16 protein-coding genes and 1 tRNA gene are annotated in these 17,034 nt (G+C 36.1%); 15 read left to right on the forward strand and 2 right to left on the reverse strand.

From position 1 onward, the window contains the following. The first annotated feature begins 21 nt into the window (after positions 1-21). From BN1242_RS08555 to BN1242_RS08585, 7 genes are all read left to right on the forward strand, one after another. Positions 22-1,029 (forward strand): tetratricopeptide repeat protein, encoded by a 1,008-nt coding sequence (locus tag BN1242_RS08555; protein WP_062354318.1) that lies wholly within the window; start codon positions 22-24, stop codon positions 1,027-1,029. 136 nt (positions 1,030-1,165) lie between these two features. After that, positions 1,166-2,116, forward strand: a complete 951-nt coding sequence (gene trxB, locus BN1242_RS08560) for a thioredoxin-disulfide reductase (RefSeq protein ID WP_062354321.1) — start codon at positions 1,166-1,168, stop codon at positions 2,114-2,116. A gap of 313 nt (positions 2,117-2,429) precedes the next feature. After that, positions 2,430-2,882, forward strand: coding sequence for an NUDIX hydrolase (locus tag BN1242_RS08565; protein WP_062354324.1), 453 nt, complete (start codon positions 2,430-2,432; stop codon positions 2,880-2,882). A 351-nt stretch (positions 2,883-3,233) separates the two neighbouring features. Then, positions 3,234-4,124 carry an RNase adapter RapZ gene (rapZ, locus tag BN1242_RS08570; RefSeq protein ID WP_062354328.1) on the forward strand — a complete coding sequence of 297 codons (891 nt, stop codon included), beginning with the start codon at positions 3,234-3,236 and terminating at the stop codon, positions 4,122-4,124. After that, a complete protein-coding gene (locus BN1242_RS08575; protein WP_062354331.1) occupies positions 4,117-5,100 on the forward strand; it encodes a gluconeogenesis factor YvcK family protein in 984 nt (327 codons plus the stop codon). Before rapZ ends, BN1242_RS08575 begins: the two co-directional genes overlap by 8 nt. Positions 5,101-5,113: 13 nt before the next feature. Then, on the forward strand, positions 5,114-6,061 hold the full coding sequence (gene whiA, locus BN1242_RS08580) for a DNA-binding protein WhiA (RefSeq protein WP_062354334.1): 948 nt from the start codon (positions 5,114-5,116) through the stop codon (positions 6,059-6,061). A 91-nt stretch (positions 6,062-6,152) separates the two neighbouring features. After that, a complete protein-coding gene (locus BN1242_RS08585; protein WP_062354338.1) occupies positions 6,153-6,410 on the forward strand; it encodes an HPr family phosphocarrier protein in 258 nt (85 codons plus the stop codon). A gap of 214 nt (positions 6,411-6,624) precedes the next feature. Here BN1242_RS08585 and clpP read toward each other — a convergent pair whose 3' ends face one another. Then, positions 6,625-7,287 (reverse strand): ATP-dependent Clp endopeptidase proteolytic subunit ClpP, encoded by a 663-nt coding sequence (gene clpP / locus BN1242_RS08590; protein WP_275259449.1) that lies wholly within the window; start codon positions 7,285-7,287, stop codon positions 6,625-6,627. A 276-nt stretch (positions 7,288-7,563) separates the two neighbouring features. Continuing rightward, positions 7,564-7,635, reverse strand: a tRNA-Arg gene (locus tag BN1242_RS08595). Between the two features lie 147 nt (positions 7,636-7,782). Here BN1242_RS08595 and rpoN point away from each other — a divergent pair. The 8 genes from rpoN (at position 7,783) to eno (ending at position 16,730) form a co-directional block, all read left to right on the forward strand. Then, positions 7,783-9,099, forward strand: a complete 1,317-nt coding sequence (rpoN, locus tag BN1242_RS08600) for an RNA polymerase factor sigma-54 (protein WP_062354345.1) — start codon at positions 7,783-7,785, stop codon at positions 9,097-9,099. 28 nt (positions 9,100-9,127) lie between these two features. Next, positions 9,128-9,388: a glutaredoxin family protein gene (locus BN1242_RS08605; protein ID WP_062354350.1), complete on the forward strand. Its 261-nt coding sequence runs from the start codon at positions 9,128-9,130 to the stop codon at positions 9,386-9,388. A 122-nt stretch (positions 9,389-9,510) separates the two neighbouring features. Next, positions 9,511-10,536, forward strand: coding sequence for a sugar-binding transcriptional regulator (locus tag BN1242_RS08610; RefSeq protein WP_062354353.1), 1,026 nt, complete (start codon positions 9,511-9,513; stop codon positions 10,534-10,536). Positions 10,537-10,632: 96 nt separating this feature from the next. Beyond that, entirely contained in the window at positions 10,633-11,640 is a 1,008-nt protein-coding gene (gene gap / locus BN1242_RS08615; RefSeq protein WP_062354356.1) for a type I glyceraldehyde-3-phosphate dehydrogenase, read from the forward strand. Between the two features lie 118 nt (positions 11,641-11,758). After that, on the forward strand, positions 11,759-12,943 hold the full coding sequence (locus BN1242_RS08620) for a phosphoglycerate kinase (RefSeq protein ID WP_062354360.1): 1,185 nt from the start codon (positions 11,759-11,761) through the stop codon (positions 12,941-12,943). Between the two features lie 134 nt (positions 12,944-13,077). Next, positions 13,078-13,833, forward strand: coding sequence for a triose-phosphate isomerase (tpiA, locus tag BN1242_RS08625; protein WP_062354363.1), 756 nt, complete (start codon positions 13,078-13,080; stop codon positions 13,831-13,833). Next, positions 13,833-15,368 carry a 2,3-bisphosphoglycerate-independent phosphoglycerate mutase gene (gene gpmI, locus BN1242_RS08630; RefSeq protein WP_062354367.1) on the forward strand — a complete coding sequence of 512 codons (1,536 nt, stop codon included), beginning with the start codon at positions 13,833-13,835 and terminating at the stop codon, positions 15,366-15,368. Before tpiA ends, gpmI begins: the two co-directional genes overlap by 1 nt. A 72-nt stretch (positions 15,369-15,440) precedes the next feature. Further along, complete coding sequence (gene eno / locus BN1242_RS08635; RefSeq protein ID WP_062354370.1) at positions 15,441-16,730, forward strand: phosphopyruvate hydratase; 1,290 nt, start codon at positions 15,441-15,443, stop codon at positions 16,728-16,730. Positions 16,731-17,034 lie beyond the last annotated feature (304 nt).

Raw genomic sequence — 17,034 nt, forward strand, 5'->3', positions numbered from 1 at the left:
TTTATAAATTGGAGGGTCAATGTGAGTAAAAATATACAATCGACTCATGAAGAGGGAAAAGTACTTTCATTTATTCCAACGGGTGAGTTTTATTTTTATAAAGGAATCGATGCATTTCAAATGGGTAATTATTTACTCGCAAAGAAGTATTTAGTACGTGCCCTGCAATTAGAGCCAAATGAGCCGATGATTACTTGTCAATTAGCAATTATTTATTCGGAATTAGAAGATTATGAGAAGTCTAACCAGCTATTAATGTCTATTATTAATAATCCAGGAAAACCGATGGATGAGTGTCATTACTTTTTAGCGAATAATTATGCGTATATGGGATTATATAAAGAAGCGGTTAAACACGCAAATATGTACTTGTCGAAACAACCGACAGGGGAATTTGCCGATGACACGAAAGAATTATTAGAGGTTTTAGCGATTGAGACAGATGAAATAGATGAAAATGGATTGTTGAATGAAAGTTCATTTGTAGAAGATGATTTAATTGAAAAACATGAGTTAGCAAAGCATTTAATTGAAGAAAGAAAGTTTTCGGAGGCTATTCCTTTGCTACTAGAAATTATTGATGATTACGAAGAATTTTGGCCTGCATACAATAATTTATCATTGGCTTATTTCCATCAAGGGAATAAAGAACAGGCAAAACAAATATTAGAAAAGGTACTGGTGGAAAATACTGGCAACTTACATGCACTATGTAATTTAGTAATATTTAATTACTACGAAGGAAAAGATATATCCAAATATGCCGAAATGCTAACAACCATTTATCCGATTTCTGCTGACCATCGTTATAAGCTAGGGGTAACATTTACCATAATAGGAAATTATCGCCACGGCTTTCGTTGGTTGAAATCTTTGTTAAAGACGTCTATTTATAAGGAAAGTGACTACTATTATTGGTTGGTGTTAGCTGCACATTATTCCAATAATGAAACAATTGCTAAAAAGGCGTGGGAGAAGTTAATTAAGCTTCGCCCAGAAAAACTAGGAGAAGAGCCTTGGCATGATTAAATAATGTTCACAAAAAGTTTAACTTTTTATACGTGTGGAAATGAGCATTTTATTAGACGAAAATACTTTTCTCCTATAGCATTAAATTTAGAGGATATACTACTATAGGTATATTTAACAAAGAGGAGTGAATAAAATGACGGAAGAAAAGATTTATGATGTCATTATTATTGGGGCGGGTCCGGCTGGTATGACCGCTGCTGTTTATACTTCGAGAGCTAACTTATCCACTTTAATGATTGAACGAGGAGTTCCAGGTGGGCAAATGGCCAATACGGAGGATGTAGAAAATTACCCAGGCTACGATAGTATTTTAGGACCAGATTTATCAAATAAAATGTTCGAACATGCAAAGAAATTTGGTGCAGAGTACGCTTACGGTGATATTAAAGAAATTGTGGATGGAAAAGAATATAAACTAATTAAAGCTGGTAAAAAGGAATATAAAGCACGGGCAGTAATCATTGCAACTGGTGCAGAATATAAGAAATTAGGTGTTCCAGGTGAAAATGAATTAGGTGGGCGTGGAGTTTCTTATTGTGCCGTTTGTGACGGGGCTTTCTTTAAAGATAAAGAACTAGTCGTTGTCGGGGGTGGGGACTCTGCTGTTGAAGAGGGTGTCTATTTAACACGGTACGCTAGCAAAGTAACCATTGTTCACCGTCGCGACCAGTTACGTGCACAAAAAATATTACAAGACCGTGCATTTGCGAATGAAAAGGTCGATTTCATCTGGAATCATACGGTTAAATCAATTAATGAAAAAGACGGTAAAGTAGGTAGTGTAACATTAGTGTCTACGACGGATGGAACGGAAAAGGAATTTCCAGCAGATGGTGTCTTCGTTTATATTGGTATGGTACCATTGACGAAACCTTTCGAACAATTAGGCATTACAAATGAAAATGGTTATATTGTTACAAATGAATTAATGGAAACGAAAGTTCCCGGAATTTTTGCAGCAGGTGATGTACGGGATAAAACTTTACGTCAAATTGTTACTGCAACTGGTGACGGTAGTATTGCTGCTCAAACAGCACAACATTACATTGAAGAATTAATGGAAGAATTAAAAGCGAAAGCCTAACATTTTTCTACAAAATTAATTTGTTTACAATTAAACATATAACCGTAAATTGCTTTTAAACCGATTGTAACAGTAGTGCAACATTGCTGGGGTAAGATAATAATAGAAATTGACCCCCTTTTAATATAGATTCACATTTTTTTACACAGGTGCCCCCTGTGTTTTTTTTTAAACAATTTTTACATGAACTATATTCAATTGTTCATGCTGACTTTGCTATAGTATAATAAGAATAGCAAGGGCTGTTAGGTAACATGACAGTAGCTTCAAAAACAAAAGGTTCGTATTGCTTATATAATTCGAGGTGAAACTCATGCAACGAGTGACAAACTGTCTATTAATTAAAAATAATTCTGTCCTGCTTTTACAAAAACCACGACGTGGCTGGTGGGCTATTCCTGGTGGAAAGATGGAACCGATGGAAACGGTTAAAGAAGCAGTAATTCGTGAGTATTGGGAAGAAACTGCAATTATGGTGGAGCAACCAAAGTTAACAGGAATATATACATTCTTAATAAAGGAAAATGATCAAATAATTAACGAATGGATGATGTTCACATTTATCTCAGTAAATGGTCATGGGGAACAAAAGGAAATTACAGAAGAAGGTATTTTAAAATGGCACAATGTGGGAGATATTGATCAGCTACCAATGGCAGAAGGCGATCGATTTATTATTAAGCATGCAGTACAGGAAAATGACGTACAATATGGCTCCTTTACATACACAAAAGATTACGAACTACTATCATATAAATTAGACTAATAAGTTTCCTAACTTTAAGAAATAAGAGAAGTGGAAGCATTTTAAGCATATAACTAAACAGGAAAATATATCCTAGTAACAAGTAATAAAATTTATGTTACCATTAAAATGTTGTATGCATTTTTATAGGAAGGAACAGTGGGCGATACTTTAGCTTGCTGCAGAACGCTATATAAGCTACAGTATTTCATTCACGCAATCACCTTAATATGCAGGACTGAAACGAAACTACACCCACAAAGGATACGAATAGCGAAATTGAACATATGAATAACAGCAACGGTAATGATGTAGCTTTATTAAACGATAATGTCCGTGTAATAGCTGGAAAAATGACTGGAGGTAAGTGAAATGGAAAATGTGCAAGACATCCAAATGGTGATTATCACAGGCATGTCTGGTGCTGGTAAAACAGTTGCGGTTCATAGTTTTGAAGATCTCGGTTATTTTTGTGTGGACAATTTACCTCCAATGTTATTACCGAAATTTCTAGAACTAATGCGAGAATCAGGCAATAAAATGAATAAAGTTGCTGTCGTTATGGACTTGCGAGGAAGAGAGTTTTTCGATCAATTGTTCCAAGTTCTCGACACGTTAGAAGATACCCCATGGATGAATACACAAATCGTCTTTTTTGATGCAAATGATGAGACTTTAGTAAGAAGATATAAAGAAACGCGGCGATCACATCCATTAGCAAAATCGGGTCGACCGCTTGATGGAATCAATTTAGAAAGAAAACTTTTAGAAGAATTAAAAGGAAGAGCACAGGTAATTTATAATACTTCTTTATTGAAACCGAAAGAATTGAAAGAAAAAATTTATAGTCAGTTTTCTACTAGTCATTCCAAAACCTTTAGCGTCAATATTATTTCCTTTGGATTCAAACACGGTATTCCTATTGATGCAGATTTAGTATTTGATGTACGATTTTTACCGAATCCATTTTATATTAAACATATGCGTCCGCAAACAGGGCTTGATGATGAAGTATATAATTATGTGATGAAATGGTCGGATACGAATCGTTTTATTCAAAAACTGGAAGACTTATTAGCTTTTATGTTGCCGTTGTATAAACGGGAAGGGAAAAGTCAACTAGTTATTGCAATCGGTTGTACAGGAGGACAACACCGGTCTGTGGCCATTGCACAATATTTGCAAGAAGTTTTTGCAAAAGACTACCATGTTGAAGTAACTCATAGAGAAATTGCAATGGAAAGGATTCACAAGGATGAGTAAACAAACACTTCCTAAAATAGTTGTCATAGGTGGTGGTACAGGACTACCTGTATTGCTACGGGGTTTAAAAAGATTCCCAATTGATATAACTGCAATTGTAACGGTTGCGGATGATGGCGGCAGTTCTGGGCGAATACGTGAAGATTTACTAATACCGCCTCCTGGAGATATTCGTAATGTGATAGCGGCACTATCTGAAGTGGAACCGTTAATTGAAGAAATGTTTCAACATCGATTTCATTCGAATGGGGATCTCTCTGGCCATTCGTTAGGCAACTTAATTCTTGCTGCAATGACCAATATAACTGGTAATTTTGCCTATGCTGTCCAAGAATTAAGCCGGGTCTTAAATGTAAAAGGAAAAGTATTGCCAGCGTCGAACCAAATAGTAGTGTTACACGCGGAAATGGAAGACGGAACAATTGTCGATGGTGAATCCAATATTCCTAACTCAGGTAAAAAAATAAAACGCGTTTTCCTTACCCCGGAAGCTATTCAGCCACTCCCTGAAACAATTCGCGCGATTCAAAAAGCGGATTTAATCGTAATAGGCCCAGGTAGTTTATATACTAGTATTTTACCTAACTTATTAGTTCCAGAAATTGGAAAAGCTGTTGTTGAGGCGAAAGCGAAAAAAGTATATATGTGTAATTTAATGACACAAGATGGAGAAACGAACCATTTTAGTGCCAGTGACCATTTACAAGCAATTATTGATCATATTGACGAACACTTTATTGATAAAATTATTGTTAACAATGAACCGATTCCAGAAGAAATTTTACAACGATATGAAAAAGAAAAGGCAGTGCCTGTTAAAATAGATGAGGAACAATTAAAAAAATATAGTGTGCAAATTATTTCTGACAAATTAGTATCGTATGATGACGGGATAATTCGTCATGATACAAAAAAAGTTTCAGAAATTATTTATCGATTGCTTTTAACGGAACTGGTGGAGCGTTATCAATTGTAGGGGGTGAAGAGGGTTGTCATTTGCCTCTGATATAAAAAAGGAATTAACGAATTTAGAAGTAAAGGATTGTTGCAGTAAAGCAGAATTATCTGCCTTGATCAGGATGAATGGCTCTATTGCATTCTCAAATAAACGGCTAGTGGTGGATATTCAGACAGAAAATGCGGCTATTGCAAGGAGAATTTATACATTATTAAAAAGTAATTATGAAGTGATAGTCGAGCTATTTGTCCGAAAAAAAATGCGGTTAAAGAAGAATAATGTATATATTGTCCGTATGGCAAGCAACGGAGAAAAAATTTTAAAGGACCTTCATATTTTAAAAGAAGGATTTGAATTTAATCATCAAATCTCACCCGCACTCATTCAAAAAAAATGTTGTAGTCGAGCTTATTTACGTGGTGCATTTTTAGCTGGGGGATCTGTTAATAATCCGGAGACATCGTCCTATCATTTGGAAATCTTTTCCCTATATGCGGAACATAGTGAATCATTAAGTCAATTAATGAACACCTTTTCTTTAAATAGTCGAACATTGGAGCGGAAAAAGGGTTACATTACTTATTTAAAAGAAGCGGAAAAAATTGCAGACTTTTTAAGTATTATTGGTGCACATTCAGCATTGCTCCGTTTTGAAGACGTTCGAATTGTTCGTGATATGCGCAACTCTGTTAATCGATTAGTGAATTGTGAAACAGCCAATCTTAACAAAACGATTGGTGCCGCGATTCGCCAAGTAGAAAACATTAAATTTATTGATCAAATCATTGGACTGGAATCCCTACCAGAAAAATTAAGGGAAATAGCTGTATTACGGGTAGAAAACCAAGATGTTACTTTAAAAGAGCTAGGGGAATTAGTGTCTGGCGGGATAAGTAAATCAGGAATCAATCATCGTCTTCGCAAATTAGATGAAATTGCTGACAAGTTACGTGCTGGAGAAAATTTACAATTTAAATAAAAATTCAAAATTTATTCGTATGAAACGTAACAAAAAATTGTAAAATATAGTTAATAGATTCATATTTTATAAAAATTGGGGAGGAATTGTGATGGAAGAAAAGAAAGTGGTTGTAAAATTGAAATCTGGATTACAAGCAAGACCAGCTGCATTGTTCGTTCAAGAGGCAAATCGATTTAGCGCGGATATTTTTATTGAAAGAGACGGGAAAAATGTCAATGCAAAAAGCATTATGGGATTAATGAGCATGGCTATCGGTAGTGGTGCAGAGATTACTATAAAAGCAGAAGGATCCGATGCAAAAGAAGCAGTAGAAGCATTAGAACAATTTGTGGCAAATGAAGATTAATGCTTACTAGGCAACTAGTTCATAACAAAAGGCACTAGCGGGGAATCACCCATTGCTAGTGCCTTTCGTTTTTTCTCGCGTTATCTGCCTATATACCCCCGACTTCAAAGTTCTACATAAATTGCAACAGTCTAATTGGACGAATACTAGTGAAAAGTCCAATTAGCACCAATATCAAACAGTGAAGGATGAGGGTTGGTTTGTATTGAAGGGCTTATTTGGTAATATTGTTTCGAGTAATAATATGGTCGATTAGTCCATATTCTTTTGCCTTTTCAGCTGTCATAAAATTATCTCTGTCTGTATCTCGTTCAATTACTTCGAGTGGTTGACCAGTATTATCAGCTAAAATTTTATTTAATTTTTCACGTAAGAATAAAATACGTTTTGCTGCAATTTCAATTTCGGTTGCTTGACCCTGTGCACCGCCAAGTGGTTGGTGAATCATTACTTCGCTATTTGGCAATGCATAACGTTTTCCTTTTGCCCCAGCAGATAGTAAGAATGCTCCCATAGAAGCAGCCATACCGATACAAATGGTTTGCACGTCCGCTTTAATAAATTGCATCGTATCGTATATTGCCATCCCTGCAGTAATACTACCGCCAGGACTATTAATATATAAGGAAATATCTTTATCTGGGTTTTCGGCATCTAGAAACAATAATTGTGCAACAATAGAGTTAGCAACATTATCATCAATTGCACTGCCTAACATAATAATCCGATCTTTTAACAGACGGGAGTATATGTCATAAGCCCGTTCTCCACGATTCGTTTGCTCGATAACAGTTGGAATTAAATGCATACATTTTTCCTCCTTTAAATAAGATGAAGAAGATAGTTTTCTCGAAAAATCTTTCTGTACGTTTATCATACACTAATAGGTCAATAAAGGTCAAACGAAAAACTAAATTATATGTACTTAAATTTCACCTTTATTCGCGTTGGCATATTCCTCGTTATGATATTAAGCCCCAATATCTTTGTAAATAAAGCTAACAATTAAATAAGGCCATAAAAAGCCTATAATTCATCATACCCAAATGGTATTTTTTTAAACATGAAGGAAATTTACCCCTCTCGCCAATGAAGCCAACTTGTGGGTGAAAAATAAAAACACGACCGTCAATAGACAGTCGTGCTTACTGTACGCCCTCGGAGGGAATCGAACCCCCAGTACAAGAACCGGAATCTTGCGTGTTATCCGTTACACCACGAGGGCAAGCTATTTTTTTCATGACAAAGCATATTATATATCAAATTTTCGCCTATTGCAATAGAAAGTTTCTAGCGCGCCATTCCTTTTGTTTTAATATGTATCATTTCTCTTTTATAACCATATCACTTAAAATAGAAAGGGGTGATGGTGATGGAAATGAAACAGGGGTTATTTCAAACACAACAACTAGGGTTGAATATGACGCAAGAATTACAACAAGCGATTCAATTATTACAATTCAATACAATGGATTTGATTCAGTTTATGGAGAATATTGCTTTAGAAAATCCGCTAATCGACCTGGAAGTCAATTATCTCCAGTTGGCGGACTCGTCTACAATGAAACAAAAAAGTTTTCAAAATAGCACTCTTTCTTTAGATCAATTTGCCCCTAGCACCACACAATCCATTTACGATTACGTGAATTCTCAAATCATTTCCTTAAATCTTTCTAGAACCGAAGAAAATTTTTTGCGATTTTTAGCACAAAGTCTTGATGAGGCTGGATATTTAACGATCAGTGTAGAAGAGGCTTGTAACATTATGGGTGTCTCTACCGAGGTAGGACAACGGGTGTTACAAATGTTACAAAATTTGGAACCACCAGGAATAGGTGCAAGAACGGTGCAGGAATGTATTTTGTTACAGTTAAAAAGACTGTATCCACAAGAAACAGAGGCAATAACTATTGTAGAAAAATACTTTCATGATTTCGTAAATAAAAAATGGCACAAAATTGCAGCAACTTTACACATAAATATTGCATCAATACAACATGTTTTCGACTTTATTCAAAAACTAAATCCAAGACCTGGCTCTGTCGTTTCTAGCGACGGAAATGAACACTATTTCATACCTGATATAATCATCCATTATGAAAAAGGAAAATGGCATATTCGATTTAAAGAAGAAGACATGATTGATTACCGGTTTAATGAAGATTATTATAAAAAATTGCAAACAGGCCATTTCGATTTATACAACTATACAAAGAAACATTTTAACCAATATCGTTGGCTACAAAAAAGTATCGAACAGCGAAGAAATACGATGAAAGCAACCATTCATGCAATCATTACAAAACAAGCTAGTTTCTTTCTTTCTAAAAAGAATTATTTACAACCAATGACAATGAAAGAAATTGCTGAAGACATTGAAGTTCACGAGTCTACTATTTCCCGTGTTGTGAAAAACAAATACATAAAAGCTCCATCTGGTACGTTTTTATTAAAAGACCTATTTACAAACTCGATATCAACGGATAATTCTAATGGGGTTTCTGTAACGGAAATGAAAGCGAAAATAGAAAAGCTAATTAACAATGAAAATAAATACATGCCATTATCAGACCAAGATTTAACTAAATTGCTAAAGGAAGAAGGAATTAAAATTTCTCGTCGAACAGTAGCGAAATATCGAGATGAATTGCACATACCTACTTCCGCTAAACGGAAAAGATATGATTAAGAAAATCAATAACGAGGGTGGGAGTACAATGACACAAGAAATCATTTTATATATGCGGAAAAATTGTCATCTTTGTGATGACGCAAAAAATATCTTACTAGAACTAGCAAATGATTTTGCTTTTAAAATAACAGAAATAGATATTGATTGTGAAGATCTATTAGTAGAAAAATATGGGTTAATCATACCAGTAATTATGCTAAATGGAGAAGTAATTCAATATGGACAAATTGTGAAAGAAAGGCTTAGTAAGCGTTTACAAGAAAAAAACATTTTGAAAATTGGTTGATATTACTTTGTCCCCCTGTTAAAATAAAATTGAAACGGGGGAATATTTTTTTTGGTAGTTGTGGGACATAATATGACTAACTGGGACACATAAAGCCCAACTACTAGTGAGGAGAACTCGTTATGGATGCGATGTTAGATGTTCAAAAGCGATTATTACCAGATTTAATTCAAATTATGCAAAAACGTTACCAAATTCTTCGATACATAAAACTGATGGAACCCGTTGGCAGACGAAGCCTTTCACAAAGTCTTGGAATAACAGAACGGGTACTTCGCAGTGAAATTCAATTTCTAAAAGAACAAGATTTATTGTTAATAACGAATGCTGGTATGATTTTAACAAAAGAAGGCAAAATAATTTTGGATAAACTTGAGCATCTTATGAGAGATATCACTGGTGTGAAAGATTTGGAAAAACAGCTAGTAAGAATTTTGGGAATACGTGAGTGCATTATAGTTTCTGGTAATAGTGATGAATCCCCGTGGGCAAAATCTGAACTTGGTCGTGCTTGTGTTAATAAAATTAAGGAACATCTTCTTCCTGACAATATTATTGCGGTAACTGGCGGAACGACGATGGCAACGATTGCTGATTCAATGAATAAAAGATTCAGCAATACTAACATCACTTTTGTACCCGCTCGTGGCGGTATCGGTGAAGATGTGAAAAATCAAGCAAATACTATTAGTGCTAGAATGGCAGAAAACACAGATTCCCAACATATGGTTTTGTACGTTCCAGACCAAGTAAGTGAAGAAGTATATGATTCCATTATTCATGAACCAACGATTTGGAATGTGTTAATGGAAATTAAATCAGCTAATATGTTAATCCACGGTATCGGTGATGCGATGACGATGGCAGATCGAAGGAAGACTACCGGTGTGGAACGAGAAAAAATTCTTAGTGGAAGAGCTGTTGCTGAAGCTTTTGGTTATTATTTCAATGAACAAGGTGAAATTGTTCATAGAGTTCAGACAATCGGTCTTCAGTTGTCGGATTTGCAAAATATTAAAAGTATTTTTGCTGTAGCTGGTGGCTCAAGCAAGGTGAAAGCTATTAAAGCATATATGAAAGTTGCACCGCAACACACCATATTAATCACCGATGAAGCAGTTGCACGGGCAATAATTAAAGAAAGTTAACACAGATGAGGCACACCAAACATTAATAGAGTTATTAAAAGGGACATCCCTTTTAAAATATATATATTTATAAATGTTCTAAAGGAGGAAATAATCATGGCAGTTAAAGTTGGTATTAATGGATTTGGACGTATTGGACGCTTAGTTTTCCGCGCAGCGTTGAATAACCCTGATATTGAATTGGTAGCAGTAAATGACTTAACAGATGCAAAAATGTTAGCTCATTTACTTAAATATGACTCTGTTCACGGAACATTAAACGAAGAAGTAACAGTAGATGGTGAATATTTCGTAGTTGCTGGTCAACGTGTAAAAGTTATCGCAGAACGCGACCCAGCACAACTTCCATGGGGTGAACTTGGTGTTGATGTAGTTGTAGAATCAACTGGCCGCTTTACAAACCGTAAAGATGCTGCTAAACATTTAGAAGCAGGTGCTAAAAAAGTTGTTATTTCTGCTCCCGCTAAAGATGAAGACATCACAATCGTAATGGGTGTTAACGAAGATAAATATGATCCTGCAAATCATCACGTGCTTTCTAATGCATCTTGTACTACAAACTGCTTAGCACCATTTGCAAAAATATTACAAGAAAAGTTCGGAATCGTACGCGGTATGATGACAACTATTCACTCATATACTAACGACCAACAAATCTTAGATTTACCACATAAAGATTTCCGTCGTGCTCGTGCAGCTGCAGAATCAATGATTCCAACAACTACAGGTGCTGCTAAAGCTGTTGCATTAGTATTACCAGAATTAAAAGGTAAATTAAACGGTATGGCAGTTCGTGTACCAACTCCAAACGTTTCTTTAGTTGACCTTGTTGCAGAACTAGGTAAAGAGGTTACTGTGGAAGAAGTTAATGCTGCATTCAAAGAAGCAGCAGAAGGTGATTTAAAAGGAATTCTTGCTTATAACGAATTACCATTAGTATCTCGTGACTATAACCACACTTCTGTTTCTTCTACTGTTGATGGATTATCCACAATGGTAATGGAAGGAAATATGGTTAAAGTATTATCTTGGTACGACAATGAGTACGGATATTCTAACCGTGTAGTTGACTTAGTTAACTACATTGCTAAAAAAGGTCTTTAATATAACACATCAACTTAGCTTAAACACCTGAAAAGGGGGAGTGGGGACACATAACCCCTCCTCCTTTTTACATAGATTAGAACTCCATTTTCACCCATATTTTGAGGAGGTCTTTACATTGAATAAAAAAACTGTGAAAGATATTGATGTTAAAGGTAAAAAAGTTTTTGTACGTGTCGACTTTAACGTACCGATGCAAGATGGGAAAGTAACAGATGATACAAGAATCCGCGCAGCACTTCCAACAATCCAATATTTATTGGAGCAAGGGGCTAAAGTAATTTTAGCAAGCCATTTAGGTCGTCCAAAAGGACAAGTAGTTGAAGAAATGCGTTTAACCGCTGCTGGGGAACGATTACAAGATCTATTAAACAAACCAGTTCGTAAAGTGGATGAAGCATATGGGGATGCAGTAAAAGCAGAAATCGCTAAATTAAATGATGGCGATGTTTTATTGCTAGAAAACGTTCGGTTTTATCCTGGAGAAACTAAAAATGATCCTGAACTTGCGAAAGCATTTGCTGAGCTTGCGGATATTTTTGTCAATGATGCATTCGGTTCTGCACATAGAGCCCATGCTTCCACAGAAGGAATTGCCCAACATCTACCTGCAGTTTCTGGTTTCTTAATGGAAAAAGAGTTAGCTGCACTAGGTGGAGCATTAACGAATCCTGAGCGACCATTTACTGCCATTATTGGTGGGGCAAAAGTGAAAGATAAAATTGGTGTTATCGAAAATCTCTTAGAAAAAGTGGATAACTTAATTATCGGTGGCGGTTTAGCTTATACTTTTGTGAAAGCACAAGGTCATGAAATTGGAAATTCTTTATTAGAAGAAGATAAAATAGATCTTGCTAAACAATTTATGGAAAAGGCAAAAGAAAAAGGTGTTAATTTCTATATGCCAGTTGATGCTGTCGTTGCAAAAGAATTTGCTGCAGATGCAGAATCAAAAGTCGTTCCTATTGAAGAAATTCCTGCAGATTGGGAAGCATTAGATATAGGTCCAAAAACAAATGAACTGTATCGTGATGTTGTGTTAAATTCTAAATTAGTCATTTGGAACGGACCAATGGGTGTTTTTGAATTTGATAAATTTGCTGAAGGTACAAAAGCGGTAGCTCAAGCTTTGGCTGATGCAACCGATGCATTTACTATTATTGGAGGCGGAGATTCAGCGGCAGCTGTTGAGAAATTCCATCTCGCTGACAAAATGGATCACGTATCTACTGGTGGAGGAGCTTCCTTAGAATTTATGGAAGGAAAAGTTTTACCAGGTGTTGCAGCTTTAAACGATAAATAAAAATGGAATGATTAGAGTAGGGCTGTCTTATGTGATAAAAATGCCCATTAAGAATTTTTGGCTAATAAACATTACTAAGTTCTTAGTTGGACAAATGAAGACAGCCACATGCTTTTTTGGAAGGATGGTGTCAAATGCGTAAACCAATTATTGCTGGAAATTGGAAAATGAATAAAACTCTTTCTGAGGCTGTGAATTTTGTTACAGAAGTTAAAAACAATATTCCATCTAACGAGGAAGTAGACTCGGTTGTTTGTGCACCTGCATTATTTTTGTCCCGTTTAGTTCAAGAAGTAAAAGGAACAGAACTAAGCATTGGTGCTCAAAATATGCATTTTGAAGAAAACGGGGCATTTACAGGTGAAAATAGCCCTGTTGCTATAAAAGATTTAGGGGTGGAATATGTCATTATTGGCCACTCAGAAAGACGGGAAATGTTTAATGAGACAGATGAAATGGTAAATAAAAAAGTTCATGCTGCCTTTAAACATGGATTAACACCAATCGTTTGTGTTGGTGAAACTTTGGAACAACGGGAAGCAAATCAAACAGAGAAAATCGTTGAAGATCAAGTGAAAAAAGCACTTGCTAATTTAACGGAAGATCAAGTGGTGAAAACAGTTATAGCATATGAACCAATTTGGGCAATTGGAACGGGAAAAAATTCCACCGCAAATGACGCCAATAGTGTTTGTGCTTATATCCGTCAAGTAATTGCTGGAATGACTTCACAAGAAGTTGCCGACAAAGTTAGAATTCAATATGGCGGTAGCGTAAAACCAACAAATATTGCAGAATACATGGCCCAATCTGATATTGATGGTGCCCTTGTTGGCGGAGCAAGTCTTGAGCCACAATCATTTCTTCAATTATTGGAGGCGGGTAAATAATGGGTAAAGCACCAACAGCATTAATTATCCTAGATGGCTTTGGACTTCGTGACGAAACAAAAGGGAATGCCGTAGCACAAGCGAAAAAACCGAATTTCGATCGCTATTGGAACGAATTCCCACATGCAACTTTACGTGCTGCTGGTGAAGCAGTAGGCCTACCAGAAGGACAAATGGGAAATTCCGAGGTTGGTCACCTTAATATCGGTGCAGGAAGAATCGTATATCAAAGCTTAACAAGAGTCGATATTGATATTCGAGAAGGAAAATTTGCCCAAAACGAAACGTTCTTAAATGCAATGAAGCATGTAAAAGCAAAAGGTACGAATTTACATATTTTCGGACTACTATCAGATGGTGGAGTACATTCGCATATTCGCCATATGTATGCTTTACTTCATCTTGCGAAAGAACAAGGTGTGGAAAATGTTTATATTCATGCGTTTTTAGACGGACGTGACGTTGGTCCACAAACGGCAAAAATATACATTAATGATGCATTAGAAAAAATGAAAGAATATGGAGTAGGCCAATTCGCAACTATTTCTGGTCGATATTATGCAATGGACCGGGATAAACGTTGGGATCGGGAAGAAAAATGTTACCGGGCAATGGTTTATGGTGAAGGTCCTACTTACAAAGATCCAATCGAACTTGTCGATGATAGTTATAACAACGGAATTCATGATGAATTCGTTATTCCGTCTGTAATGGTAAAAGAAAAAGGTGAACCGGTCGCTACAATTAATGACGAGGATGCAGTTATTTTTTATAACTTCCGTCCTGACCGCGCTATCCAAATTTCAACTATATTTACAGATGAAAACTTTAACGAATTTGATCGTGGACCAAAATGGCCTAGAGATCTCCACTTCGTATGTTTAACTCATTTTAGTGAAACGGTAAAAGGATATGTTGCTTACGAGCCAGTTAATTTAAACAATACGTTAGGTGAAGTTTTATCGAATCAAGGATTAAGACAACTACGGATTGCTGAAACAGAAAAATATCCGCACGTTACTTATTTCTTTAACGGTGGTCGAGAAGAACCATTCCCTGGGGAAGATCGACTATTAATTAATTCACCTAAAGTTGCAACATACGACTTGAAACCAGAAATGAGTGCGTATGAAGTAACCGATGCTTTATTGAACGAAATTAACCAAGACAAATATGATGTCATCATTCTTAACTTTGCAAACCCTGATATGGTTGGTCACTCAGGGAAATTAGAACCAACAATTAAAGCTATTGAAACAGTTGATGAGTGTCTAGGTAAAGTTGTTGATCTCATTGTAGAAAAAGGCGGTACCGCTCTAATTACTGCTGATCACGGTAATTCGGAAGAGGTCATAACAATTGAAGGCAATCCAATGACTGCCCATACAACGAACATTGTCCCACTTATCGTGACGAAAAAAGGTATCGAGTTAAGGGAAGATGGAATTTTAGGTGATTTAGCACCGACAATTTTAGACTTTGTTCAAGTGGCAAAACCAGAAGAAATGACTGGAACTACTTTAGTAAAAAAATAAATTAAGTCAAAACATTACCGGTAATGTTCTTTAAGAAAATTTTGGATATTTATAAAAGGAGAGAAATACATTATGCCAACAATTACTGAAATTTATGCTCGTGAAGTATTAGATTCCCGTGGTAACCCAACGGTAGAAGTTGAAGTATATACAGAATCAGGTGCATTTGGCCGCGCATTAGTACCTAGTGGTGCTTCAACAGGAGAATATGAAGCAGTTGAACTTCGTGACGGAGATAAAAGCCGTTATCTTGGTAAAGGTGTATTAACAGCAGTTAATAACGTAAATGAATTCATTGCTCCAGAAATTATTGGTTTTAACGTACTTGACCAAGTAGCAATTGACCATGCATTAATGGAACTTGACGGTACTCCTAATAAAGGAAAATTAGGTGCTAACGCAATTCTTGGAGTTTCCATGGCTGTTGCACGTGCTGCTGCAGATTTCTTAGGAGTAGAACTTTACCAATATCTTGGTGGCTTCAATACTAAACAACTTCCTGTACCAATGATGAACATCTTAAATGGTGGTGCTCATGCTGATAGTACGGTTGATATTCAAGAATTCATGGTAATGCCTGTAGGCGCACCAAACTTCCGTGAAGCATTACGTATGGGTGCGGAAATTTTCCACAGCTTACGTTCTGTATTAAAAGCAAAAGGCTACAATACAGCTGTAGGTGACGAAGGTGGTTTTGCACCTAGCTTAAAATCTAATGAAGAAGCTTTAGAAGTAATTATTGAAGCTATTGAAAAAGCTGGTTACAAACCAGGTGAAGAAGTTCGCCTTGCGATGGACGTTGCTGCTTCTGAATTATTCAATAAAGAAGATGGAAAATATCATTTCCCTGGAGAAGGCGTTGTCCGTACTTCTGCAGAAATGGTTGACTTCTATGAAGATCTTTGCAATAAATATCCAATCGTATCTATCGAAGACGGTTTAGATGAAAACGACTGGGAAGGTTTCAAACTTTTAACAGAACGTCTTGGCAAAAAAGTTCAATTAGTTGGTGATGATTTATTCGTTACGAACACAGAAAAACTTGCACAAGGTATTGAAAAAGGCATTGCTAACTCTATTCTTATTAAAGTGAACCAAATTGGTACATTAACAGAAACTTTCGATGCAATCGAAATGGCAAAACGCGCTGGTTACACAGCTGTTATTTCCCACCGTTCTGGTGAAACAGAAGATACAACTATTGCTGATATCGCTGTTGCAACAAATGCAGGTCAAATTAAAACAGGTGCTCCATCCCGTACAGACCGTGTTGCAAAATACAACCAATTGCTTCGTATCGAAGACCAACTTGGTGACACATCACAATATCTTGGCCTTAAAACATTCTATAACTTACGCTAATTATAAATCGTTTATAGCGTTCATTTAATGATGCAGCTTTTGGCATTGTCATTTTAGGCAACCCGGTGTTAGTCGGGTTGCTTTTTGTTATTGTAAATAAGTTCCATCTTGCAAGTGGTCAGTCGTGCAAAACCGCATGAAGGAGCATATTAACACTCAAATTTGCAGAAGGTTTGACAAAGTCGTCTGATTCAGTGCTGTAGAAGTTCCCATTTTTTCAAACCAATTTAAACGATCACTAATGCGTTTTTATTATTCCCCTTCATTCCAGTCGTGTGCAAACGGTACCTTTTCCAGCGTTCGT

The organism is Bacillus kwashiorkori (assembly GCF_001375515.1).
GTDB lineage: Bacteria > Bacillota > Bacilli > Bacillales > Caldibacillaceae > Bacillus_BK > Bacillus_BK kwashiorkori.